The sequence below is a fragment of the Kribbella sp. CA-293567 genome, from assembly GCF_027627575.1.
Classification (GTDB): Bacteria; Actinomycetota; Actinomycetes; order Propionibacteriales; family Kribbellaceae; genus Kribbella.
In genome coordinates, this window is sequence record NZ_CP114065.1 from 4,937,754 (window position 1) to 4,959,989 (window position 22,236).

General features: G+C 69.0%; 20 protein-coding genes and 1 pseudogene. 13 read left to right on the forward strand and 8 right to left on the reverse strand.

The features are described from left to right. Window positions 1–130 precede the first annotated feature (130 nt). A complete protein-coding gene (locus tag OX958_RS22550; protein ID WP_270131171.1) occupies window positions 131–487 on the reverse strand; it encodes a hypothetical protein in 357 nt (118 codons plus the stop codon). Between the two features lie 616 nt (window positions 488–1,103). Between OX958_RS22550 and OX958_RS22555 the strand changes: the two genes are divergently transcribed. Further along, window positions 1,104–1,679: a hypothetical protein gene (locus OX958_RS22555; protein ID WP_270131172.1), complete on the forward strand. Its 576-nt coding sequence runs from the start codon at window positions 1,104–1,106 to the stop codon at window positions 1,677–1,679. Here the strand turns inward: OX958_RS22555 and OX958_RS35385 are convergent. Continuing rightward, window positions 1,637–2,035: pseudogene (locus OX958_RS35385) on the reverse strand (protein kinase domain-containing protein); the annotation flags it as partial. The gene OX958_RS22555 and the pseudogene OX958_RS35385 sit on opposite strands and share 43 nt — an antisense overlap. Window positions 2,036–2,154: 119 nt before the next feature. Between OX958_RS35385 and lipB the strand changes: the two are divergent. Next, window positions 2,155–2,874 (forward strand): lipoyl(octanoyl) transferase LipB, encoded by a 720-nt coding sequence (lipB, locus tag OX958_RS22560; protein WP_270131173.1) that lies wholly within the window; start codon window positions 2,155–2,157, stop codon window positions 2,872–2,874. 76 nt (window positions 2,875–2,950) lie between these two features. Then, entirely contained in the window at window positions 2,951–5,104 is a 2,154-nt protein-coding gene (locus OX958_RS22565; protein WP_270131174.1) for a hypothetical protein, read from the forward strand. A 69-nt stretch (window positions 5,105–5,173) separates the two neighbouring features. Here the strand turns inward: OX958_RS22565 and OX958_RS22570 are convergent, their stop codons facing one another. The 5 genes from OX958_RS22570 to OX958_RS22590 form a co-directional block, all read right to left on the reverse strand. Continuing rightward, window positions 5,174–6,139, reverse strand: a complete 966-nt coding sequence (locus OX958_RS22570; RefSeq protein ID WP_270131175.1) for a LysR family transcriptional regulator — start codon at window positions 6,137–6,139, stop codon at window positions 5,174–5,176. Between the two features lie 108 nt (window positions 6,140–6,247). Beyond that, complete coding sequence (locus tag OX958_RS22575) at window positions 6,248–7,417, reverse strand: ABC transporter permease (protein WP_270131176.1); 1,170 nt, start codon at window positions 7,415–7,417, stop codon at window positions 6,248–6,250. Beyond that, entirely contained in the window at window positions 7,414–8,304 is an 891-nt protein-coding gene (locus OX958_RS22580) for an ABC transporter ATP-binding protein (RefSeq protein ID WP_270131177.1), read from the reverse strand. The genes OX958_RS22575 and OX958_RS22580 overlap by 4 nt, the downstream gene beginning before the upstream one ends. 174 nt (window positions 8,305–8,478) lie before the next feature. After that, window positions 8,479–9,153: a response regulator gene (locus tag OX958_RS22585; RefSeq protein ID WP_270131178.1), complete on the reverse strand. Its 675-nt coding sequence runs from the start codon at window positions 9,151–9,153 to the stop codon at window positions 8,479–8,481. Continuing rightward, window positions 9,150–10,529: a sensor histidine kinase gene (locus tag OX958_RS22590; protein WP_270131179.1), complete on the reverse strand. Its 1,380-nt coding sequence runs from the start codon at window positions 10,527–10,529 to the stop codon at window positions 9,150–9,152. Before OX958_RS22590 ends, OX958_RS22585 begins: the two co-directional genes overlap by 4 nt. Before the next feature lie 61 nt (window positions 10,530–10,590). On the opposite strand from OX958_RS22590, the gene lipA reads away from it, so the two are divergent. The 4 genes from lipA to OX958_RS22610 all read left to right on the forward strand — a co-directional run bounded on the left by lipA (window position 10,591) and on the right by OX958_RS22610 (window position 14,936). Further along, window positions 10,591–11,535 (forward strand): lipoyl synthase, encoded by a 945-nt coding sequence (lipA, locus tag OX958_RS22595; RefSeq protein ID WP_270131180.1) that lies wholly within the window; start codon window positions 10,591–10,593, stop codon window positions 11,533–11,535. Window positions 11,536–11,568: 33 nt separating this feature from the next. Beyond that, a complete protein-coding gene (locus tag OX958_RS22600; RefSeq protein WP_270131181.1) occupies window positions 11,569–12,264 on the forward strand; it encodes a DUF4191 domain-containing protein in 696 nt (231 codons plus the stop codon). 137 nt (window positions 12,265–12,401) lie between these two features. Next, window positions 12,402–13,685, forward strand: coding sequence for an SAM-dependent methyltransferase (locus tag OX958_RS22605; RefSeq protein ID WP_270131182.1), 1,284 nt, complete (start codon window positions 12,402–12,404; stop codon window positions 13,683–13,685). Between the two features lie 27 nt (window positions 13,686–13,712). After that, window positions 13,713–14,936, forward strand: a complete 1,224-nt coding sequence (locus OX958_RS22610; RefSeq protein ID WP_270131183.1) for an aminopeptidase — start codon at window positions 13,713–13,715, stop codon at window positions 14,934–14,936. Here OX958_RS22610 and OX958_RS22615 read toward each other — a convergent pair. After that, window positions 14,933–15,397 (reverse strand): RDD family protein, encoded by a 465-nt coding sequence (locus OX958_RS22615; protein ID WP_270131184.1) that lies wholly within the window; start codon window positions 15,395–15,397, stop codon window positions 14,933–14,935. The two genes, OX958_RS22610 and OX958_RS22615, sit on opposite strands and share 4 nt — an antisense overlap. 168 nt (window positions 15,398–15,565) lie before the next feature. Here OX958_RS22615 and glnA point away from each other — a divergent pair, with 168 nt between their 5' ends. From glnA to OX958_RS22645, 6 genes are all read left to right on the forward strand, one after another. Then, entirely contained in the window at window positions 15,566–16,990 is a 1,425-nt protein-coding gene (glnA, locus tag OX958_RS22620) for a type I glutamate--ammonia ligase (protein ID WP_270131185.1), read from the forward strand. 211 nt (window positions 16,991–17,201) lie between these two features. After that, the gene (locus OX958_RS22625) at window positions 17,202–18,116 is read left to right on the forward strand and encodes an ATP-binding cassette domain-containing protein (RefSeq protein ID WP_270131186.1); all 915 of its coding nucleotides are present in this window, start codon (window positions 17,202–17,204) and stop codon (window positions 18,114–18,116) included. Continuing rightward, window positions 18,113–18,910: an ABC transporter permease gene (locus OX958_RS22630; protein ID WP_270131187.1), complete on the forward strand. Its 798-nt coding sequence runs from the start codon at window positions 18,113–18,115 to the stop codon at window positions 18,908–18,910. The genes OX958_RS22625 and OX958_RS22630 overlap by 4 nt, the downstream gene beginning before the upstream one ends. 69 nt (window positions 18,911–18,979) lie before the next feature. Then, entirely contained in the window at window positions 18,980–19,672 is a 693-nt protein-coding gene (locus tag OX958_RS22635) for a response regulator transcription factor (RefSeq protein WP_270131188.1), read from the forward strand. Continuing rightward, window positions 19,669–21,111, forward strand: a complete 1,443-nt coding sequence (locus OX958_RS22640) for a sensor histidine kinase (protein ID WP_270131189.1) — start codon at window positions 19,669–19,671, stop codon at window positions 21,109–21,111. The genes OX958_RS22635 and OX958_RS22640 overlap by 4 nt, the downstream gene beginning before the upstream one ends. A 33-nt stretch (window positions 21,112–21,144) precedes the next feature. Next, the gene (locus OX958_RS22645) at window positions 21,145–22,206 is read left to right on the forward strand and encodes an LLM class flavin-dependent oxidoreductase (protein ID WP_270131190.1); all 1,062 of its coding nucleotides are present in this window, start codon (window positions 21,145–21,147) and stop codon (window positions 22,204–22,206) included. Window positions 22,207–22,236 lie beyond the last annotated feature (30 nt).

Genomic DNA, 22,236 nt, shown 5'->3' on the forward strand with positions numbered 1-22,236 from the left:
TGCCTGCGTGCCTGCGTGCCTGCGTGCCTGCGGAACGTACCGAGATACCAGCAGATCAGCACTACGCCCGCGGCGGCCGACCCGCATCCAGCGGTCGCTCTTGCGGTCGACATGGCTGTTGCCGGGTTGATCAGGCTGTGCTGATTGCGGAGATGCGCCAGGTGGTGCCGGTTGCGGTGAGTGTTAGTCGACGTGGGGTTGGTGATCCGGTGGGGAAGGTCGTTCGTTGGCCCTCGGGGGTGATGGCTACGCCTGAGATGAGCCGGTCGACGATCCGCAGTACGGCGTGCTTCGCGCTTGCGCTTTCTACGGTCACCGAGTCGATCTCGAAGCGGAGTCCTTCGATCCGGAGGTTGTCCTTGCGGTACGAGGCGAGCAGCGCGCGGTCTGCCGACCAAGGTGAGCTTCCTGTCACGTAGACCGCGTTGAGTTCGGCGTCGTTGAGGGTGGCGAAGGCGCGGGATCTTCGGTTGTCGAGGGTTTTCAAGGTTTGCAGCCAGGTGGTGGGGCTCGTTGGCCGGCGGGTCGAGGTGTTTGTCGTGGGAGTCGCTGGCGGCGGGTGCGCGGCGGACGGTTGGCCGAGGGTTGTTGGCGTGCCGGTTGGGGTGGGGTCGTGAGTGGACGTGGTTTGGTCTGTAGCGGCTGCGGAGCTGTTGGGTGGCTGGCCCAGGACGCCGAGGATGATCAAGCCGATCGCGAGGGTCGCCAGTGCGCCGGCTCCGCAGGCGGCGAGGATTCCGTACGCGGCGCGTTTGGTGGTCAGGAATCGTCGTACGGCTTGGGTGATTGGTTGATGGGTGCCGCGGCTGTGGGGTGAGCGGGCGGTTCGGCGGCTGGATCGGCGGGTGGGTGATCTGCGGTGCGTGGGGCGGGATAGGCGGACGCTGTTGCGCGGGCTTGACGGCGATCGAGTTGAACCTGCGGTGCTTTGGGTTGGCGGTTCGTGGGTGCGGGATGAGCTTGGGTCTGGGTCGGTCCGCTTGGTCTGCGAGGCGGAGGCGGGTGTCGGCGAGATGCGGCCGAAGGGGTGGCCTGCGGCGGTCGGGGCCTCGGCCGCGGGTCGGCTTGGGGTGCTCGGACGTCTGTCGCCGGAGGTGGATGGGATGGCAGACGCGTTGGTGGACGCCGGAGAGGTGGTGGGCCTGGGCATGCGGCTGAAAGGCGACGTGGTGATGGGCCTACGGGTGAGGCTGAAAGGCGATCTGGTGATGGGCCTAGGCGTGGAGGTGAAACTGGTCGGCGAACCGGGTGCGGGTGTGGAGGCGCTCGGTGAAACGGATGCCGGTGTGGAGACGCCAGGCGAAACCGATGGCAGCGTGGAGTCGCTCGGTGGAACGGACGCGGGTGTGGAGACGCTCCGCGAAACGGGGTTGGTGGGTGGAACGGGTGTGGGGGTGGTGGGGCTGGCGTGGGTGAAGCCGAGGTCTATGGGGAGGGGGGTTGTCTGGTGGAGAGATTGGTGGGCCAGGTGGTCGGGGGTGGTGAACAGGGACGCGGGGAGGGTTTTGGGGGTGCTGCCTGCGGTTTGGGCGATGGTGGCGAGGGCTTGGAGGTCGGCTTCGGGGGTGGTGGGTGGGGCCAGGGTGCGGAGGCCGGGGTCGGTGATGACTGGGCGGCCGTCGGCGTCGAACATGATGTTGTCGGTGGTCAGTTGGCCATGCGGAAGGCCGGCGCGGTGAAGCACGGCCAAGGCTTGGGCCAGTGGGCTGATGAGCGTGACCAGTTCGCCTGGGGAGAGGGTTCCTCTGCGCTCCAGGAGTGACGTGAGGGTGCCTGCGGCGACGTACTGACTGAAGAGGAGCCACTCGCGGTCGGACTCGCGGAGCTCCAGCAGGCGGGCGAGGTGAGGATGGTCGAGGGTACGGGCCAGTTCGAGGTCGGCCAGGAACTCCGTCGGCTGCGGGATGGCGGATTTCGGGATGCGTTTGAGCACAGCGTGCCGCCCGGTGGCCAGGTCCCGGAGGAGCCAGACGGTGCCGGCCGATCCGGACCCGAGCCCCCGGCGCAGGCTGTAGCCGGAGATGTCGTGTGCCATACCCAAGAGAGTGCCCGGATCGGCGCCGGCGGTCCGGAAGTTATCCACAGCCCCGGTTCGGCCGGGGTCCTGTGGATGGCGGCGAACGGCTTCCGAGCGGGCGGCCTACACTCGAAGACGTGAGTGCGATCGAGTATGTGGAGGCCGGCTTCGGCGCCGACGCGGTGGACTACGAGCAGGCCTGGGCCGAGCAGCGGCGCCTGCACGCGCAGGTTGCCGAGGGCACCGGACCCGACACGGTCATCTTGCTCGAGCACCCGCCGGTCTACACGGCAGGCAAGCGCACCGAGCCCCACGAGCGCCCCCTCGACGGTACGCCGGTGGTCGACGTCGACCGCGGCGGCAAGATCACCTGGCACGGCCCCGGCCAACTGGTCGGCTACCCGATCATGAAGCTCGCCTCGCACGTGTACGTCGTGGACTACGTGCGCCGGCTGGAAGAGGCGCTGATCGCGGTCTGCGCCGAGCTCGGGGTCCGGAGCGGACGCGTCAAGGGCCGCAGCGGCGTCTGGGTGCCCGCGGACGAGCGTGGCCGCGAGCGGAAGATCGCAGCGATCGGGATCCGGGTGTCGCAGGGTGTGACCATGCACGGTTTCGCACTGAACTGCGACAACGACCTGACCTGGTTCGACCGGATCGTGCCGTGCGGGATCTCCGACGCCGACGTCACGACGCTGTCCAGGGAGCTCGGCCGGGACGTCTCGATCGCCGAGGTCCTCGAGCCCGTACGACGGCATCTCGACGTCCTGCTGTCGTGGCAGGACTACCAGCGCAGCCCCGACCTCGAGCACGAGGAAGACCCGGCACCGGCCGGTATCACCTACGGGCTCACCGTCTGACCTCTCGGGGCCGAGACGTAAAGATTGAGCGAAGTGTCGTCGCTGTGCGGAGCGTGATCGTCGCTACGGTGGGGATGTGTCCAAACTTCTCGGCTTCCTCCTTGGCATCGCGGTAGCGCTCGTCGGACCGGCGATGTTCGGTGTGCTCGCGGCGGACGGCGGTATCCAGCTGAACGCGAAGGAGATGGCGCTTGCCTACGGCATCGGTGCGCTGATCTTCTGGACCGTGGCGTCGTACTTCTCCGGTGCCGCGGCACTCGGTGCGGCGCTGACCTTCGGCGCGATGATCTACACCGTGCACTGGATCCCCAACCGGATGACGAACTTCCTGAACGACGTCCCGGGGATGACGACGGGGATGATCGACGGGATCAAGCAGTACACGCTGAACGGCGTGGTGCCGATCCTGGCGGTGATCTCGCTGATCTTCGCGATCCAGTCGATCGTGCGGTCGGTGCAACGGCGGCGGCGTCAGCGCGCCGAGGCGGATCGCCTGCAGCGTGAGCAGGAGGCCGCGGTCGAGGCACAGCAGATGCCTGCGCCGCCCGCTGCCGCGGCCGCTGCAGCACCGGCGTATCCGGTTGCCGAGGGCGACTATTCGCCCGACAACCGGTTCGGCAGCAACTTCGGGAACAGCAACTACGACGACCTGTTCGACGACGAACCTGCGCAGACGCCGTTCACCCCGCGGAACCAGGCGGACGAGCAGACCGCGCAGTTCGACCCGGCGACGATGGCGGCGCCGTCCGCCGAGCAGCGGGACGAGACGCGCGAGAACGAGCGACGGGGTGGCGACGAGACGGTTCTCGTGCCCACGGATTCCGATCAGACCGTGCTGGTTCCGGCTGGTGAGAAGACCGACGCTGATCGTGATGAGACGGTAGTTGCCTCCTCCCCGCAGGTTGAGACGCGGGGCGAAGGTGTTGAAGAGAAGCAGCGCGATGGTGACGCCACGCAGCAAGTGCCGGTCGCCTCGCAGGAAGCCGCTGCGCAGCAGGTGCCGGTCGATGAGCCGGTGAAGCCGGAGAGTGTTGAGTCGCCGGTGACGCAGAGCAGCGAAGCGCAGAAGGGCTCGACGGCCAGTGCGGGGTACGCGGTGGATGGTGGCGAGGCCACGCAGCCGGTTCCGGTGCCTGAGCCGGAGGCCGCCAAGCCTGTTGCCCCGCGAGTGGCTGGGAGTCAGCAGGGCGTTGTAGCGCCGGAGGCGGCGGTTGGTGGAGCGCAGAGCGCTGCCGCTCCGCAGCCTGCCGTGGATGAAGCGGCGGGCGCTTTCTGGCAGGGGACTTCGGCTGCCGAGACTGCGCAGCATGCAGCGCCTGTTGGTGAGACGCAGAAGGACGATGGCGGCGAGGCTACGCAGGCAATGCCGGTGAGTCGGCCGGAAGCTGCTGCACCGCGTACGTCGGGTGCGCATTCGGCGGAGCTTGCTCCGGAAGCGTCCGCGCCGCGAGCGGCTGAGGTTGCTCCCGAGACGGCCGCGCCGCAAGCGGCTGAAGTCGCTCCCGAACCTGTCGCACCGCGAGCGGCTGAGGTTGCTCCCCAGACGGCCGCGCCGCAGACGCCTACTCCTCCGCCGCCCGCGCCTGTTACTCCCCCGCCGTCCGTTCCGCAGGCGCCTGCTACTCCCCCGCCACCCGCGCCGCAGGCTCCTGAGCCGCAGCGTGGTGGAGCGCCTCACCCGGCCGCCGAGCTTGAAGATGAGGGCGAGGCCACGCAGGCGGTGCCGGTGACCCGTCCGGAGGCGACGAAGGCTGCGCCGCAAGCACCCGACGCACCGAAGGCATCCGCGCACGGCGGGTCGCAGGCCTCAGCCCTTGGAGCGCCTGGAGCGGCCACAGCGGCGTTCGGAGCGGTTGGCACGCAAACAGCGTTCGGGGCGCACGCAGCGACTCCTGAGCTGTTCGATCAGGAATTGTTGCCGGCCGAGGTGTTCGACCAGGAGACGTCGGGCCGGATCTCGCGGGCGAAGAACGATGCCGAGGCCACCCAGGCAGTGCCGGTGAGTCGTCCGCAGACCTCGAAGGTCGCCACACCGCAAGCGCCGGCACCGCAGGCACCGCAGCACGGACTGCACCGCAAGGAAGAGATGGGCCAGCAGTACCGCGAACGGATGGACCCGCCGGACGTCGACGACACCGGCGAGTTCTTCATCGGAGCTTTCGAGAGCCCGACCGAGCACCCCTCCCCGCGGATGGAGCTCCCCGGCCACTTCCGCCCCGGCGGCAACTGAGTTCACGAAAAAGGAGCCCTCGCAACTGCGGGGGCTCCTTTCTCGTGCCCGGGCATCGGGCAACAGCAGCTAGGCGACGTGCATCCGCTGGTGCTGGCCCCAGCGCGCGTGCTCGGCGAACGCCTCGTCGTAGGCGTGGACGGCCATCTGGCACACGTCGGCGGCCATCTGCGCCCGCGGTGACTCGGTGTTCCAGGCAAGCATCAGGCGGCGGTGGATCGGGTCACCGGCCAACGGCCGGGTGGTGACGTCGCTGGACAGCATCCGGTACGACGTGGGCGAGATCAGCGCGACGCCCTGGCCGCTGGTGACGAACCCCATCAGCACCGAGGTGTCCACCGAGTGGTGCTCGATCTTCGGCTGGAAGCCAGCCTGTTCGCAGGCTGCCCGAAACAGCACGTGGAAGCCGCTGTCGTCCGGCGGCTCACCGATCCACTCCTCGCCGGACAGCGTCGACAGCTCGATGTCACCGCGGTGCCGGGTCGCCAGCGCGATCGGATGATCAGCCGCCAGTACGACGTACGCCGACTCGGACTCGACGATGGTGCACGCCTCGACCCCGCTCGGCAGCCGCAGCTCGAAGCCCGGGAACTCCCGCAGCAGGGCGAAGTCGAGCCGGCCGCTCTCCAGCTGCTGCAGCAGCACGCTGGTGGCCCACTCGACCTCGATGCTGACCTGCTCGATGTCGCCGTGATCGCGCAGCCGGCTGGCGATCCCCGACATCGGCGCGGTCGGGAACCCACCCAGCCGGACGGCGCTCGACTCGACCGCGGTCATCGCCGAGACCGTCGCGGACAGGTGGTCCACGTCGACCAGGATCGCGCGGGCCCGGTCCACGGCGTACCGGCCCAGTGCGGTCGGGGTGACGCCGGTGCGGGAGCGCTCGAACAGCTCACCGCCGAACGCCGACTCGATCCGCTTGAGCTGCGCGGTCAGGCTCGGCTGGCTCACCTTCAGCCAGCGGGCGGCCCGACCGACGGACCCCGCTTCTGCCACCAGGACCACCACCCGCAGGTGGCGCAGCTCGACGTTCATGCGTTGTGACCGTAGTCCAGTTCCGGCCTACGGTCACAGTCGTCGCGTGTTGCGATCTCGTCACAGGGTGCAAAAAAGATGTAACACTCGTCGCATTCTCACGATAAGTCAGAACGCCTTGAGCGAGATCGCCTCTCGGTAACCGAGTTTCCGCCCGGTCTGCAGCAACGTCCGCTCGTACAGCCGCGCTCCCAGCCGGATGATCAGCACCGTGGCCAGGATCAGGATCGCGACCGCCGCCAGTGGTTGCCACAGCGGCACGTTCTCGGTCAGCATCCGCCCCGGCATCGCCATCGACGACGCGATCGGGACGAACGAGGCCACCGTCTTGGCTCCGGCGCCGGCGAAGACGGAGAAGAAGAACGGGATCATCAGGATCATCTGCCCCGGCAGCGTGGTCGAGCCGAGATCCTCCTGCCGGGTGGCCAGCGAGCCGGCCACCGCCCAGAGTCCGGCCAGCGCGACGAAGCCGAGCACGAAGAACAGGATGAACCAGCCTGCCACCGGTGCGACCACCTCGAGGATGTCGCCCTTCCCGGTCACCGCCAGGCCGATCAGGCCGACCGCCGCGAGCGCCACGATCTGGCCGAGCGCGAGCACCGTGTTGCCGATCACCTTGCCCCACAACAGCGCCCGGATCGGGATCGCGGCGGCCAGGATCTCGACCACCCGGCTCTCCTTCTCCTGTACGACGCTCTGCGCGATCATCATGCCGAAGCTGAGCGCGGTGACGTAGAAGACCAGCGCGAGCCCGACGTTGACGAAGCCCGCCACCGCCTCGGGCAACGGTCCGGGGTCGAGCAACCGCTCCTGCAGCAGCGTTCCGGCCCGCAACTGTTCGGGCGTCAGCCCGGCCCGCGCCGCGTTCTGCTCCATTCCCAGGTTGACCGCGGCCTCTCGCAGGCTGGTCTGCAGGTCGGAGTCGAGCCGCTGCTTGCCCAGTACTTCGAACCCGTCCTTGCCGGGCAGCAGCGCGGCCTCCACCTCGCCGTCCCGGACGAGTTGCTCGGCCGCCGCGACATCCGCCGTACGGGTGACCTCGAAGGTGTCGCCACCGTTGATCGAGTCGGCGACCTGGACCACCTTGGCCCCGGCGTCGTCGATCACCGCGACCTTGTCCGGTCCGCCGCCACCGATCAGCGCGGGCAGGAAGATCGCCGCGACCACCACGAACAGCATGAACGCCGTCGAACCGAGAAAGGTCTTGTCGCGGATCTTGGTGCTGATCTCACGCTCGGCCACCAGTTGCCACGGGCGTCGCAGAGTGTCGTTGTTCATCGGGTCGCCTCCCGGAAGACGTCGCTGAGTGCCTGCCGCTCGGGCCCGAAGGCGAGCACCGGGCCCCGGCTCATCGCCTGCTGCAGAATCTGTTGCACAAGGCCCCCATCATCGGCGGAGTCGATGTCGAACAGCGCCGTCGCGCCGGCCACGTCACGGACCTTGATCCCGCGGACGTCGCGCAGCCAGCCCGCGTCACCATCGACCACCAGCCGGTACGTCGTGGTGGTTCCGGCGGCCAGCTCGGCCACCGGGCCCGCGGCAACGACCTTGCCGCGGGACAGCACGATCAGGTCGTCACACAGGCGTTCGACCAGCTCCAGCTGGTGGCTGGAGAACAGCACCGGCACCTCCGGCGTGACCTCGTCGCGCAGCAGGTCGACCATCGCGTCGACGGCCAGCGGGTCGAGGCCGCTGAACGGCTCGTCCATCACCAGCGCGATCGGCTCGTGCACCAGCGCCGCGGCGATCTGGACCCGCTGCTGGTTGCCGAGCGAGAGCGTCTCCAGCGTGTCCGTCGCGCGCTCGGTCAGGCCGAGCTGGTTCAGGATCTTGTCGGTCCGCTCGGCCGCGCGGGCGGTGCTCAGTCCGTGCAGCCGGCCGAAGAAGACCAGCTGGTCGCGGATCTTCATCTTCGGGTAGAGCCCACGCTCCTCCGGCATGTAACCGAAGTCCTGGCGCACCTTCGCCGACAACGGCTGACCGTTCCAGGTGACCGCGCCGGCAGTGGGCGCGAGCACCCCCAGAATGATCCGCATCGTCGTCGTCTTGCCGGCCCCGTTCGCGCCGACGAACCCGGTCATCCGACCCGGGCGTACGTCGAAGCTGACGTCGTCCAGCGCGAGGTGATCACCGAACCGCCGGGTCAACCCAGCCACGCTCAGCATCCCGTTCACCGTTCCTCTACTGCTCCGGCCCCCAGAACCGGGCGGTCACCCGATCCGCTCCCAGCTCGGGGAGTAGCCACCACGCTAGCGATCCGGTACGCCGTAGTACGTCGCCCCGCAGAGTGATCGCCGGTGTCATCCGCACGGGGGACCAACCGCCCCGCCGGGCGGAGGTCAGTGCTCGTCCCCCGGTACGACGAGGCCGCACTCGTAGGCGAACACGACGGCCTGGACGCGGTCGCGCAGGCCGAGTTTGAGCAGCACCCGGGAGACGTGGGTCTTGACCGTCGCTTCGCCGACGAACAGGGAGGTGGCGATCTCGGTGTTGGTCAGGCCGCGCGCGATCAGGCCGAGCACCTCACGTTCGCGGTCGGTCAGGTCGGCGACCAGGTCGGGCCGGTAGACGCGCTCGCCGCCGCCGGTGAACCGCTTGATCACCCGGCGGGTCACCTCGGGGGCCAGCAGGGCGTGGCCGGAGTGCACCACCTGGATCGCCTCGACCAGGTCCTCGGGAGCGGTGTTCTTCAGCAGGAAGCCGCTGGCCCCCGCGCCCAGGGACTCGAACAGGTAGTCGTCGCGGTCGAAGGTGGTCAGGATCACCACCTTGCCGGCGTCCGCGGCGACGATCCGCTGGGTCGCGGCGATGCCGTCGAGGCCGGGCATCTGGACGTCCATCAGGACGACGTCCGGCCGCAGCTCCAGCGCGAGCTCGACCGCCTTCTCGCCGTCGGCGGCCTCGCCGATCACCTCGATCTCGGGCTCCACCGACAGGATCATCCGGAATCCGGCCCGGACCAGGTCCTGGTCGTCGACGAGCAGGACGCGCATCGGCGTACCGGGCTCACTCATGCTGGGGGTTCTCCTTCGGGCGTCGCCGGGGCCGGCGTGGGCTGCAGCGGGATCCGGGCGCGGACCCGGAAGCCGCCGACCGGACGTGGACCGATCTCGCTCTCGCCGCCGAGCAGGCCGACCCTCTCACGGATCCCGACGTGACCGAGCCGGCTGCCGACCGGAGCGTGTTTGGGCCGGCCGTCGTCGATCACCTCGATCTCGACGGCGGTACCGGCGAGATAGCGCAGCGTGACGTGCGCGGCCCGGGCGGTGGAGTGCCGCCTGACGTTGGTCAGTGCCTCCTGCACGATCCGGTAGACCGACACCGAGACGGTCTCCGGCAGCGTCACCGGCTGGCCGATCTGGTGGAATCCGACCGACAGCCCCTCACCGTTCGCGCTCTGCACCAGGGCCGGCAGCCGATCGGCGCCGGCCTGCGGAGCCTTGATCGCGGGCATCCCGAGATCGTCGTCCAGCTCGGGATCGGCGGCCCGGAGCATGCCGAGCAACTGGCGCATCTCGTTGACCGCGGTCCGGCTGGAGTTCTCGATCACGCTGAGCGCGTTCTTCGCGGCCGCCGGGTCCTTCTCCATCACCCGCCGCGCGCCACCCGCCTGGACGCCGATGCTGCTGATGTGGTGCGCGACCACGTCGTGCAGCTCCCGCGAGATCCGCAGCCGCTCGTCGATCACGGCCCGCCGGGCGTTCGCCTGCTGCTGGGTGGCCAGCTCGGTGGCCTGCTGCTCCAGCTCGTGCCGCTGCCGGGCGGTGCGCCAAGCCGTACGGCCCCAGAAGTAGGCGCCGAAGAAGTAGAGGACGTTGAGCGCGAAGTTCAGCAGCACGAAGGACACGTACGGCGACAGCACCCCGCCGCCCGGTCCCTTGATCGCGTCGTCGGCCAGGGCCTCGACGAAGCCGTGCGCCAGCCAGCCGAACATCCCCGCGAACACGAGCACCATCACGAGCTTCATCCGGCGCCGGTCCCGCGCCCAGGCCACCGCCGCGTAGATCGCCATGAACTGGGTCGCCTGGGTGACCAGGTTGCCGGCGAAGGAGAACGTGTTGCGTTCCCCGTTGACGAAGAAGAGCACCGAGACGACCACCAGCACGGTCAGCGGGAACCGCCGCCGCAGGCACAGTGGCAGCGCGACGGCCGCGCTCAGCAGATAGGTCTCGATCCCGCCGATCCCCAGGTCGACCGGCATCGCGGCGGTACTACGGGCCAGGTCGGTGCCGACGACACCGGCCAGCGCCATCCCGAGACCGAGGAAAACGTCCTGGCGGAGCTCACGCCGGGTGGGTCCGGGCCGCCGCCAGCCGGTGGTGTTCGTCACAGGCTCGGCAGCCGGTGTCGCGGTGGGCCGCGGTAAAGCTCGCGGCTGCGAGGTGGACATGGTTGCCCAGCCTACGGGTGGGCTGGGCAGCGGCCCGGGGGCGCGGCGTACTCTGGTCGGCGTGACGATCGTTCCAGAAGGACGGAAACTACTCAGACTCGAAGTGCGCAACGCGGCGACCCCGATCGAGCGCAAACCCGAGTGGATCAAGACCCGCGCCAAGATGGGCCCGGAATACCAGAAGCTGCAGAAGCTGGTGAAGTCCGAGGACCTGCACACGGTGTGTCAGGAAGCGGGCTGCCCGAACATCTTCGAGTGCTGGGAAGACCGCGAGGCCACCTTCCTGATCGGTGGCGACCAGTGCACCCGGCGCTGTGACTTCTGCCAGATCGACACCGGCAAGCCACAGGACCTGGACCGCGACGAGCCCCGCCGGGTCGCCGAGTCGGTGGTCAAGATGGGTCTGCGCTACGCGACCGTGACCGGCGTCGCCCGCGACGACCTGGACGACGGCGGCGCCTGGCTGTACGCCGAGACGATCCGCCAGATCCACGCGCTGAACCCCGACACCGGCGTGGAGATGCTCGCGCCCGACTTCAACGCCGTACCGGAGCAGCTGGCCGAGGTGTTCTCGTCCCGCCCCGAGGTGTTCGCGCACAACATCGAGACGGTGCCGCGGATCTTCCGCCGGATCCGGCCCGGCTTCCGCTACGAGCGGTCGCTGGACGTGATCACCCAGGCCCGCGACTACGGCCTGGTGACCAAGTCCAACCTGATCCTCGGCATGGGCGAGACCCGTGAGGAGGTCAGCCAGGCGCTGACCGACCTGCACGAGGCCGGCTGCGAGATCATCACCATCACCCAGTACCTGCGCCCGTCGGTGCGGCACCACCCGGTCGAGCGCTGGGTCCGGCCGGAGGAGTTCGTCGAGATGAAGGAGGAGGCCGAGGAGATCGGCTTCGCCGGAGTCATGTCCGGTCCGCTGGTGCGTTCGTCGTACCGGGCCGGTCGGCTGTACCGTCAGGCTGTGGAGTCGCGGATGACCTCGACTGCCCAGGATGCTTAGCCCGGACCGCAGAAAACACGGACAAAGGTAGAGATGGCCAAGAACGACGCGCCCGCCGAGAAGACCAGCCGGCTCAAGCAGATCCGGTCGGCGTACCAGCTGACCAAGAAGTCCGACCCCCGGATCGGACTGATCCTGGCCGGGATCTTCCTCGGCGTGGTCGCGGTGTTCGTCGCCGGCGGCCTGTTCATCGGCCCGCTGCTGGTCTGGATCCCGCTGGGCGTCGCGCTCGGCTTCCTGGCCGCGACGATCGTCTTCGGCCGCCGGGTCGAGAAGGCGGCGTACAGCCAGATCGAGGGCCAGGCCGGTGCGGCCGCCTCGGCGCTGCAGACCCTGCGCCGCGGCTGGAACGTGACGCCGGCCGTCGCGGTGACCAAGAACGCCGACATCGTGCACCGCGTCGTCGGCCGTCCGGGCATCGTGCTGGTCGGCGAGGGCCAGGCCAGCCGGGTCAAGAACCTGCTCGCCGCCGAGGGCAAGAAGCACAGCCGGGTGGCCGGCGGCGCGCCGGTGATCCAGGTGATGGCCGGTCAGGGCGAGGGCGAGATCGACATCCGCAAGCTGACCAAGCACGTGATGAAGCTGCCGCAGGCGCTGCAGCCGTCGGAGATCACCGACCTGCTCCAGCGGCTGAAGGCGCTCGACGCCGTCCGCCCGCAGGTGCCGATGCCGAAGGGCCCGGTGCCGACCAGCATGAAGGGCGCCCGGCAGGCGATGAAGGGCCGCTGAGCCACCTCGCCGTAACGCGACAGGCCCCAGGGCCGTTTTCCCTGGCGTGAGGACTTCTGTGCCTCGTGTCGCGCCCGCAGGCCGTTCACCGGCCTTAAGGTGCGACCAGGGACGGGATCAGAACCAGGGGTAGACAGATGACGGATCTATACACCGCGGTCCACGAGCCTGCGGTGGAGACGTGGCCTTCGCTGGCGCCGCCACGCTCCAACCCGGTACGCCGGGCCGGCGCGCTCACCGCGTTGCGGCTGATCGCGCGGGATCTGCCTGCCACGATCACGCTCGACAACCGCAGCTACGGCCTGGGCGGACCGGCCATGCTGGTGCACCGCTCGGGCCCGTTCCTGGATCGGCTCGGCACCGACGCGGGCTCCGGGTTCGGCGAGGCCTACCTGGCCGGCGACTGGGACCCCGAGCCAGGGACCGACCTGGCCGACCTGCTGCTGCCGTTCGCTCAGCGGTTCAACTCCGAGCAGGACCGGCAACTGCTGCCGAAGTGGGCCCAGTCGCTGCGCTGGCTGGTCACCCGAACGCAGCCGGGCGAGCAGGAGAACGACCGGGCCGGCGCCCGGGAGAACATCAGCCGCCACTACGACCTGAGCAACGCGATGTTCTCGCAGTTCCTGGACCCGTCGCTGACCTACTCGGCGGCGCTGTTCGACCAGCAGCCCGAGTCCGACCTCGCGACCGCGTCGTACGACGAACTCTCGGGCGCGCAACTGCGCAAGCTCGACGCGATCCTGGACGCGGCCGGCGTCACCTCCGGCTCGCGGGTGCTCGACATCGGTTGCGGCTGGGCCAGCCTCGCGATCCGCGCGGCGCAGCGGGGCGCGTGGGTCACCGCCATCACCATCGCGTCGCAGCAAGCCTTGCTGGCGCAGCGCCGGATCGCCGACGCCGGGGTCAGCGACCGGGTGCAGGTCGCGCTGCGGGACTACCGCGACCAGATCGGGGTCTTCGACGCGGTCTTGAGCGTGGAGATGATCGAGGCGGTCGGCGAGAAGTACTGGCCGGTGTACTTCGACGTGATCGAACGGCGGCTGGCCCCGGGCGGCAAGGCCGTCGTCCAGGCGATCGTGATGCCGCACGAGCGGATGCTCGCCACCCGCAACACCTTCACCTGGGTGCAGAAGTACATCTTCCCCGGCGGCCTGATCCCGTCGGTCCAGGTGATCGACCAGGTCACCGCGCAGCACACCGGCCTGCAGACCGAGGTACTGCGGCACATGGGCGCCGACTACGCCCGCACCCTGCGGATCTGGCGCAACCGCTTCATCGAGCACTGGCCGGCCATCGCCGAACTGGGCTTCGACGCGACCTTCCGCCGGATGTGGGAGTTCTACCTGGCCTACTCCGAGGCCGGTTTCCGGGCCGGCTACCTGGACGACGTACAGATCCTGCTGACCAAACGCTTCGGGTAGGCCCCGAGGTCTGGTGGGATGGGGTCCATGAGTGACGGAACCCGCGGTACCGACCTGCTCACCCGGTTCGCCGATCTGGTGGTCCGGGTGGGCGTGAACGTCCAGCCCGGCCAGGGGGTGGTGATCAACGCGGACCTGGCCCAGGCCGAGATCGCCCGGGCAGTGGTCGAGCAGGCGTACGTGGCCGGCGCCGGCTGGGTCGAGGTGCTGTGGACCGACGGACCCGTCCGGCGTTCCGAGCTGACCCACGCGACGACAGAGACGCTGAGCGAGGATCGCCCGTGGGCATTGCAGCGCACCCGCGAGTGGGTCGAGGCCGGGATCGCGGCCATCACGCTGACCGGTACGCCGGACCCGCACCTCTTCGCGGGCATCGAGGCGGCGAAGCTGACCGCGGTCCGCAAGGGCGAGTCGGCCGCCAGGCGGCAGGCGGCGATGACCAACCAGTGGCGCTGGACCGTCGTCGCGGCCCCCAGCGCGGGCTGGGCTCGGCAGGTCTACGGCGAGCCCGACCTCGAGCGGCTTTGGGCGGCGGTCGGCCAGGCGATGCGGCTGGACGAGGCCGATCCGGTCGCAGCCTGGCGCGAGCGGGCCGCGACGCTGGCAGCCCGGGCCGCTGCTCTCGACGCTTTGAAGATCAGCGAACTCACCTACTCCGGTGACGGCACCGACCTGACCGTCGGCCTGATTCCAGGGTGCCGCTGGACCGGCGGCTCCGTCACCGACGGCGCCGGGATCACGTCGATGCCGAACATCCCGACCGAAGAGGTGTTCACGAGTCCGGACCGGCGGCGAGCTGACGGCGTACTGCGGGTGACCAGGCCGGTCGTCATCGCCGGCCAACTGGTCGAGGGACTGCGGTTGACCTTCGCCGGCGGCCGGATCACCGAGGTCTCGGCCGACAGCGGAGCCGACGTCGCGCGAGCCGAACTCGACACCGACGAGGGTTCACGGAGCCTGGGTGAGGTCGCCCTGGTCGACCGCGAGTCTCGGATCGCACAGGCGAACACTGTGTTTCACAACACGTTGTTCGACGAGAACGCCGGTTGCCACGTCGCCTGGGGCCAGAGCTTTCCCTTCGCGATCGAGGGCGGAGTGGGACTGAGTGCCGACGAGCGGTACGCCGCCGGGCTCAACACGGCGAGCGTGCACACCGACGTGGTCGTCGGGGGCGAAGGACTGACCGTCACCGGCAGAACTCCGGAAGGTGACGTGACGATCCTGGCCGACGACGAGTGGGTGCTGAGCTAGCGGCGTACGACGATCGTCTTCGCCGCGAGGTCGTGCAGGCCCCGGTGCTCCTTGTCGAAGATGATGGCCGGCAGCACCAGGCAGATCAGGAAAGTACGGATCGCTCCGCCCAGAAGCCCTACCTGCGCGGCATATCCGGTGCCACCGGGCTGCGAACGGATCACCCGCAGCCCGAGCAGCCGGTGGCCGATGGTCGCGCCCGCCAGACCGGTCAGGATCGCCGACATGGCGAAGAAGATCACCAGCTGGGCGGTGTTGAAGTCGTTGCCTCCGGCCCAGATCGGCTTGCCGACCACGGCCGAGGCGATCAGCCCGGCCACCAGCCAGTCGACGAACAGCGCCGCCAGCCGGCGGCCCCAGCCCGCGACCGACCCGGGACCCTCCTCGGGCAGCCCGAGCCGGTTGCCCGGATATCGGTACTCGTCGGTGGGTCCTGCCCCGGATCGCGCAGATGATGCCATGATGACGAGGCTACCGAGGCGGTGCGGGATCTCACTCCCCTGCCCGCCGAAACCAGTGGGTCAGCGCGGACACGCTGGGCGTAACATCCGCGAAACACTGGGGTCACGGCCGAGTAATCGGCAGGGCCTACGTTCAGAACAATCTCTGAGCCACCCCGAGGAGTCTGTATGTTTTCCAGCGCTGAAGAGCTGCTCACCTACGTCAAGGACGAGGGTGTCGTATTCATCGATGTCCGGTTCTGTGACCTGCCGGGCACCATGCAGCACTTCACCGTCCCGGTCGGATCGTTCGGTCCGGAGGTCTTCGAGGACGGTCTCCAGTTCGACGGTTCGTCGATCCGGGGCTTCCAGCAGATCCACGAGTCGGACATGTCGTTGCTGCCCGACCCGACCACGGCGTACCTGGACCCGTTCCGCCCGGACAAGACGCTGATCGTCAACTTCTTCGTGCACGACCCGCTGACCGGCGAGGCCTACTCCCGTGACCCGCGCAACATCGCGCGCAAGGCGCAGGAGTACCTGAAGTCGACCGGCATCGCCGACACCGCGTTCTTCGCGCCGGAGGCCGAGTTCTACGTCTTCGACGACGTGCGGTTCGAGACGAAGCAGAACGAGAGCTACTACCACATCGACTCCGTCGCCGGCGCCTGGAACACCGGCCGGGTCGAAGAGGGCGGTAACCGCGGCTACAAGGTCCGCTACAAGGGTGGCTACTTCCCCGCGCCGCCGGTCGACCACTTCGCTGACCTGCGCAACGACATGACCAAGCACCTCGAGGCCAGCGGCCTGATCGTCGAGCGCGCGCACCACGAGGTCGGCACCGCCGGCCAGGCCGAGATCAACTACCGCTTCGACACGCTGCTGACCGCGGCCGACGACGCGATGAAGTTCAAGTACATCATCAAGAACACCGCCTGGGAGGCCGGCAAGACCGCGACCTTCATGCCGAAGCCGATCTTCGGTGACAACGGCTCGGGCATGCACTGCCACCAGTCGCTGTGGAGCGGCGGCCAGCCGCTGTTCTACGACGAGTCCGGCTACGGCGGCCTGTCGGACGTGGCCCGCTGGTACATCGGCGGCCTGCTCAAGCACGCCCCGTCGCTGCTCGCCTTCACCAACCCGACGGTGAACTCCTACCACCGCCTGGTCCCGGGCTACGAGGCGCCGGTCAACCTGGTCTACTCGTCCCGCAACCGTTCGGCCTGCATCCGGATCCCGATCACCGGCTCCAACCCCAAGGCCAAGCGCGTCGAGTTCCGCTGCCCCGACCCGTCCGCCAACCCGTACCTGGCCTTCGCGGCCCAGCTGCTGGCCGGCATCGACGGCATCCGCAACAAGATCGAGCCCGCGGACCCGATCGACAAGGACCTGTACGAGCTGCCCCCCGAGGAGCACGCCTCGGTCCAGCAGGTCCCCACCTCGCTCTCGGCCGTGATCGACGCCCTGGAAGCCGACCACGACTTCCTGCTCGAAGGCGGCGTCTTCACCTCGGACCTGATCGAGACCTGGATCGAGTTCAAGCGCGAGAACGAGATCCTCCCGATCCAGCTCCGCCCGCACCCGCACGAGTTCGAGCTGTACTACGACGTGTAGGCCCACGTTCTAAATAGACAAGGGCCGCTAACCACCACAATGGTTAGCGGCCCTTGTCGTGCGTTCCCCCTCCCGTGGCCCCAGCCACTGAGACCGCTTCCAAGAGTTCCCTGAGTACTGCGACCGCCCGCGCCGCAGCTGAGGCGCCGGCTCACAGAGTTCTCCCAGGAGTTCTCAGAAGCCGGTCAGCTCGGCCGGACAGGCTTCGGGCATGACGACGATCGAAGTACGCGAACTGACCAAGCGGTACGGGTCCGAGCTGGTGGTGGACGACTTGTCGTTCACCGTGGAGCCGGGCCGGGTGACCGGCTTCCTCGGGCCCAACGGTGCCGGGAAGTCGACGACGATGCGGATGATCCTGGGTCTGGCCACGCCCACCCACGGTTCGGTGCGGGTGGGCGGTTCGGAGTACGGCCGGCTGCCGGTACCGCTGACCGAGGTGGGCGCGTTGCTCGACGCCGGAGCGCTGCACCCCGGGCGGCGGGCCGAAGATCACCTGCTCGCCATCGCGCAGAGCAACGGCATCGGGCGCAGGCGAGTGGCCGAGGTACTGGGGATGGTGGGACTGGAGAAGGTGGCCCGCCGGCGAGCAGGGGACTTCTCGCTCGGCATGCGTCAGCGACTCGGTATCGCGGCCGCGCTGCTGGGCGACCCGCAGGTCCTCATCTTCGACGAGCCGGTGAACGGGCTCGACCCGGAGGGGATCCGGTGGATCCGGGACTTCATGCGGGAGCTGGCCGCCGAGGGGCGCTCGGTGTTGTGCTCGAGCCACCTGATGAGCGAGATGGCGCTCACCGCCGACCAGCTGGTCGTCATCGGCCGGGGCAGGCTCATCGCCGACACCAGCATGAGCGAGTTCACCCGCTCGAGGGGCGAGGGCACCGTGCTCGTCCGGGGGGAACACGGCGACGAACTGGCGCGCCACCTCACCACCGCAGGCGGCGCAGTACGGCGAGGTGTCGAGCGATCGCTCGTCGTGTCCGGTCTGGGCCCCGCCGAGATCGGGAAGCTGGCCTTCTTCCATGGCATCGCGCTCCTCGAACTGACCCCGCAGGCGCCTTCGCTGGAAGAAGTCTTCATGGAGCTGACCCGGGACAGCGTCGAGTACGAGGGAGCAGCAGCATGACTACCACCCGGACCAGCGTGCACTTCTCCGACCTCCTCCGTTCGGAGTGGACCAAGTTCCGCAGTCTGCGCTCGACCTGGTGGGCACTGCTGGCCATGGTGGTGCTCAGCACCGGAGTCAGCCTTCTGGTCGGCAGCAGCGCCGGCGCGCAGTACGGCGAACTCAGTCCCGCGGAGCGGCTGACCTGGGACCCGACCGCCCTGTCGCTGAACAGCTTCTTCCTCGGCCAGTTGTGCATCAGCGTGCTCGGCATCCTCGTGGTCACCTCCGAGTACGCCACCGGCATGATCCGTACGTCGCTGGCCGCGATGCCCCGGCGAGGAACGTTGCTGGCGGCAAAGACTCTGGTGTTCGCCGGGGTCGCGCTGGTGGCCGGGCAGCTGACCACCTTCCTGGCCTTCCTCGCCGGACAGGCGATGATCGGGCGCTCCGGCGAAGTGCCTCAGGCGTCGCTGGGCGACCCCGGTGTGCTGGTGGCGGTGACCGGTACTGGGCTCTACCTGGCCGCGATCGGCCTCCTGGCGGTGGCGTTGGGGACCCTGACCCGGGCTACGGCGGGTGGGCTGGCCGTCATCGTCGGCGTCACGCTACTGGTGCCCGCGTTCGGTTCCACTCTCCCCTCCTGGGCACAGAAGGCTTTCCAGTACTGGCCTTCGCTCGGCGGCCCCGAGGTGCGGAATCTCCATCCCACGGCGGAGTACCCCGACGCCTGGCAGAATCTCGGCGGTATGACTCTCGGGACAGCGGTCGTGCTGACGGTGGCCTTCGTCGCGTTCCGGCGGCGTGAGGTCTGACGGCCGTGATCGACGAGCACCCGTCCGTATCGTGGCTGGTATGACCACGGGGAAGCGGCAGGACAGCCCATGACCGAGCGCCTGCTGGTGGTGGACGACGAGGACACCGTGCGGGAACTCCTGTCCGCGACGCTGCGCTTCGCCGGATTCGCCGTGACGTCGGCGGCGACCGGTGCCGAAGCCGTCGCCGCGGCGACCCGGGAGCCACCCGACCTGGTGTTGCTCGACGTGATGCTGCCCGATGTGGACGGATTCGAAGTCGTCCGGCAACTCCGCGAGCAACGCCTCGGCGGCACCGGCCCGGTGCCGGTCCTCTTCCTCACCGCTCGCGACCAACAGGCCGACAAGGTCACCGGGCTGTCGCTCGGTGCCGACGACTACGTCACCAAGCCCTTCGACCTGGAGGAACTGATCGCCCGGATCCGCGCGATCCTGCGCCGTACCTCGGGTTCGACGACCGGCCTGCTGACGATAGGCGACCTCGAGCTCGACACGGACGGGCACCAGGTGACCCGGGCAGGCCTGCCAGTACGGCTGTCGGCCACCGAGTTCCGTCTTCTGCGCTACCTGATGCGGAACACCGGTCAAGTCGTCTCCAAGGCCCAGATCCTCGAACGGGTGTGGGCCTACGACTTCGGCGGCGACGCCAGCATCGTCGACACCTACATCTCCTATCTGCGCCGGAAGGTCGACACCACGGAGCCCAAGCTCATCCACACCGTGCATGGCGTCGGCTATGTGATGCGTGAGCCACGTCGATGAAGCGGCTGTCGCTGCGCGTGCGGCTGTTGCTGATCACCCTCGCCCTGCTGCTGGCCGGGCTCGGCGCCGGCAGCGTGATCGTCGCGACGCTGCTGCAGACCCATCTGCAGCAGCGAATGGACTCGGAGTTGCGTTCCGTCGGGGAGCTCCTCCGGCTCTCCCCGATCTCCGCCGATCCCCGGCCGGGCGAGCTGGATGCCCAGCGCCTCGCCCTGGGCCTCGAGCTGTTCGGCAGTCCGTACTTCGTCTTCCTCGATCCACAGGGAAACGTGACCTCGGAGGTGCACTCCCCCAGGATCCCGACCGATCAACTGCCCGGGCTGGAACGCCTGCGGCGTGTTCAACCGAACGGGCCGGTGGTCTCGATCCCGACAGCTGACGGCTCGTGGCGTGCCGTCGCCCTGGAGCGTCCCGGGCAAGGCGGGCTTCTCGTGGTGGCTGGCTCGTTCGCCGAGGCGGATGCCACTGTCGCCCGGGTCCGGACCAGCAGCCTGGTCGCCGGCGCGGCGCTGCTCGTAGTACTCACGGTCGCCGGTTGGTTCGCCGTCAACGGCGGGCTGCGGCCGCTGCGCCGGATCGAACACACGGCCGCGGCCATCGCGGCCGGCGACCTGTCCCGCCGGGTGCCCGAACTGGCCGCGCCCACGACGGAGATCGGCCGCCTGTCGATCTCGCTGAACACGATGCTGGGTCAACTGGAACGCGCCTTCGCCGACCGGGCCGCGTCCGAGGCGCGGATGCGGACGTTCGTCTCCGACGTCAGCCACGAACTGCGAACCCCGCTGTTCGGCATCAAGGGTTCCACCGAGCTGTACCGGATGGGCGCCTTGCCTCACCGTGCCGACGTCGACGCCACGATGCAACGGATCGACCGAGAAGCCAGCCGGCTCGCCATCCTGACCGAGGACCTCCTGCTCCTCGCCCAGCTCGACGAGGCGCCCGGCGGACAGCTCGACCCGGCTCCCCTGGATCTGCGCACCCTCGCCAACGACGCCCGCCACGACCTGCGCGCTCTCGACCCCTCCCGACCGGTCGAACTCACCGGTCCCGGCGGCGGCCCACCCGGACCGGCCCCCATGAACGGCGACGAGGCCCGCCTGCGCCAGGTCGTCACCAACCTGGTGGGCAACGCCGTGGCCCACACTCCGCCCGGTACCGCGGTCCGCATCGGCGTCGGCACGATCGGAGATCGGGCGATCCTGGAGATCGCCGACGCGGGACCGGGGATGACCGCCGAGCTGGCCGGACGAGCCTTCGATCGCTTCTACCGGGCCGACCGCTCCCGGGACCGCTCGGGTGGAGCCAACGCGGGCCTCGGACTGGCCATCGCTCGCTCGCTGACTCAGGCCCATCACGGCGAGATCGAGCTGGAAACGTCCGTGGGTAACGGCGCCCGCTTCCGGTTGACGTTCCCCTGTCTGCCGGCTGAGACGGCCTAAGTGCAGTAAGTTCGTCGGAATAGACTTCTTTTCATGAGTCCTGAGCTTCTCTGGTACATCCCCAATCAGATCGAGCCCGGTCATCGTGGTGACGACACCGGGGCCGGGCACAACAGCCTCGGGCGTCTGACCGAGTTGGCGCGACTGACGGAGAATCACGGGTGGGGTGGTGCGCTGCTCGGGACAGGATGGGGCCGGCCCGACACCTTCACGGTCGCGACGGCTCTCGCGGCGCGGACGACCACGTTCCAGCCGTTGGTGGCGATCCGGCCCGGGTACTGGCACCCGGCACACTTCGCGTCGGCGTCGACGACGCTGGATCAGTTGTCGGGCGGGCGGCTGCTGGTCAACATCGTGTCGGGGCAGGACAACCTGGCGGCGTACGGGGACAGCGAAGGCGAGCAAGCGCAGCGGTACGGGCGGACCAAGGAGTTCCTGCAGCTCGTACGGCGGTTGTGGACCGAGGAGGATGTCACCTTCACCGGCGAGCACTTCAGCGTGACTGGGTCGACGGTCGCCACCAGGCCGGTCGCCCGGGAAGGGCGACCACACCCGCGCCTGTACTTCGGTGGCGCGTCGCCTGCCGCCGAGCGGGTTGCTGCGACCGACGCCGATGTGCAGCTTTTCTGGGGTGAGCCGCTCGACGGTATCGCCGAGCGCATCGACCGGCTGAAGAGCCTGACCGCCGAACTGGGGCGTGAGCACGCGCCGCTCGAGTTCGGGCTGCGGATCACCACACTGGTCCGCGACACCACCGAGGAGGCGTGGGCCGACGCAGAGGCGAGAGTCGCCACGATGGCCGAGTCCACCACGTATCGCGACGAGCGCCGCTTCAAGGCGGTCGGCCAGCAGCGCCTGCTGGAGCTGGCCGGGCGCGGCGACGTACTGGATGACATCCTCTACACCGCGCCGGGTAAGTACGGCGGAGGCGGCGCCGGCACCACCTGGCTGGTCGGCTCCGCCCAGGACGTCGCCAAGGCGCTCCGCAAGTACCAGGACCTCGGCATCACGCACTTCATTCTCAGCGACACCCCGTACCGCGAAGAGATCATCCGGGTCGGCGACCAACTGCTCCCGCTGCTGACTGGCAGTTGACGGTCGGTCGCGGTGGGGTGATGCGAAGAC

Excerpts from the sequence above, each read along its gene's own strand:
- OX958_RS22555 (WP_270131172.1), top strand. The coding sequence starts at position 1,104 with ATGGCAGACGCGTTGGTGGACGCCGGAGAGGTGGTGGGCCTGGGCATG.
- OX958_RS22570 (WP_270131175.1), bottom strand. The coding sequence starts at position 6,139 with ATGAACGTCGAGCTGCGCCACCTGCGGGTGGTGGTCCTGGTGGCAGAA.
- OX958_RS22575 (WP_270131176.1), bottom strand. The coding sequence starts at position 7,417 with ATGAACAACGACACTCTGCGACGCCCGTGGCAACTGGTGGCCGAGCGT.
- OX958_RS22580 (WP_270131177.1), bottom strand. The coding sequence starts at position 8,304 with ATGCTGAGCGTGGCTGGGTTGACCCGGCGGTTCGGTGATCACCTCGCG.
- OX958_RS22585 (WP_270131178.1), bottom strand. The coding sequence starts at position 9,153 with ATGAGTGAGCCCGGTACGCCGATGCGCGTCCTGCTCGTCGACGACCAG.
- OX958_RS22590 (WP_270131179.1), bottom strand. The coding sequence starts at position 10,529 with ATGTCCACCTCGCAGCCGCGAGCTTTACCGCGGCCCACCGCGACACCG.
- OX958_RS22600 (WP_270131181.1), top strand. The coding sequence starts at position 11,569 with ATGGCCAAGAACGACGCGCCCGCCGAGAAGACCAGCCGGCTCAAGCAG.
- OX958_RS22605 (WP_270131182.1), top strand. The coding sequence starts at position 12,402 with ATGACGGATCTATACACCGCGGTCCACGAGCCTGCGGTGGAGACGTGG.
- OX958_RS22610 (WP_270131183.1), top strand. The coding sequence starts at position 13,713 with ATGAGTGACGGAACCCGCGGTACCGACCTGCTCACCCGGTTCGCCGAT.
- OX958_RS22615 (WP_270131184.1), bottom strand. The coding sequence starts at position 15,397 with ATGGCATCATCTGCGCGATCCGGGGCAGGACCCACCGACGAGTACCGA.
- glnA (WP_270131185.1), top strand. The coding sequence starts at position 15,566 with ATGTTTTCCAGCGCTGAAGAGCTGCTCACCTACGTCAAGGACGAGGGT.
- OX958_RS22625 (WP_270131186.1), top strand. The coding sequence starts at position 17,202 with ATGACGACGATCGAAGTACGCGAACTGACCAAGCGGTACGGGTCCGAG.
- OX958_RS22630 (WP_270131187.1), top strand. The coding sequence starts at position 18,113 with ATGACTACCACCCGGACCAGCGTGCACTTCTCCGACCTCCTCCGTTCG.
- OX958_RS22635 (WP_270131188.1), top strand. The coding sequence starts at position 18,980 with ATGACCGAGCGCCTGCTGGTGGTGGACGACGAGGACACCGTGCGGGAA.
- OX958_RS22640 (WP_270131189.1), top strand. The coding sequence starts at position 19,669 with ATGAAGCGGCTGTCGCTGCGCGTGCGGCTGTTGCTGATCACCCTCGCC.
- OX958_RS22645 (WP_270131190.1), top strand. The coding sequence starts at position 21,145 with ATGAGTCCTGAGCTTCTCTGGTACATCCCCAATCAGATCGAGCCCGGT.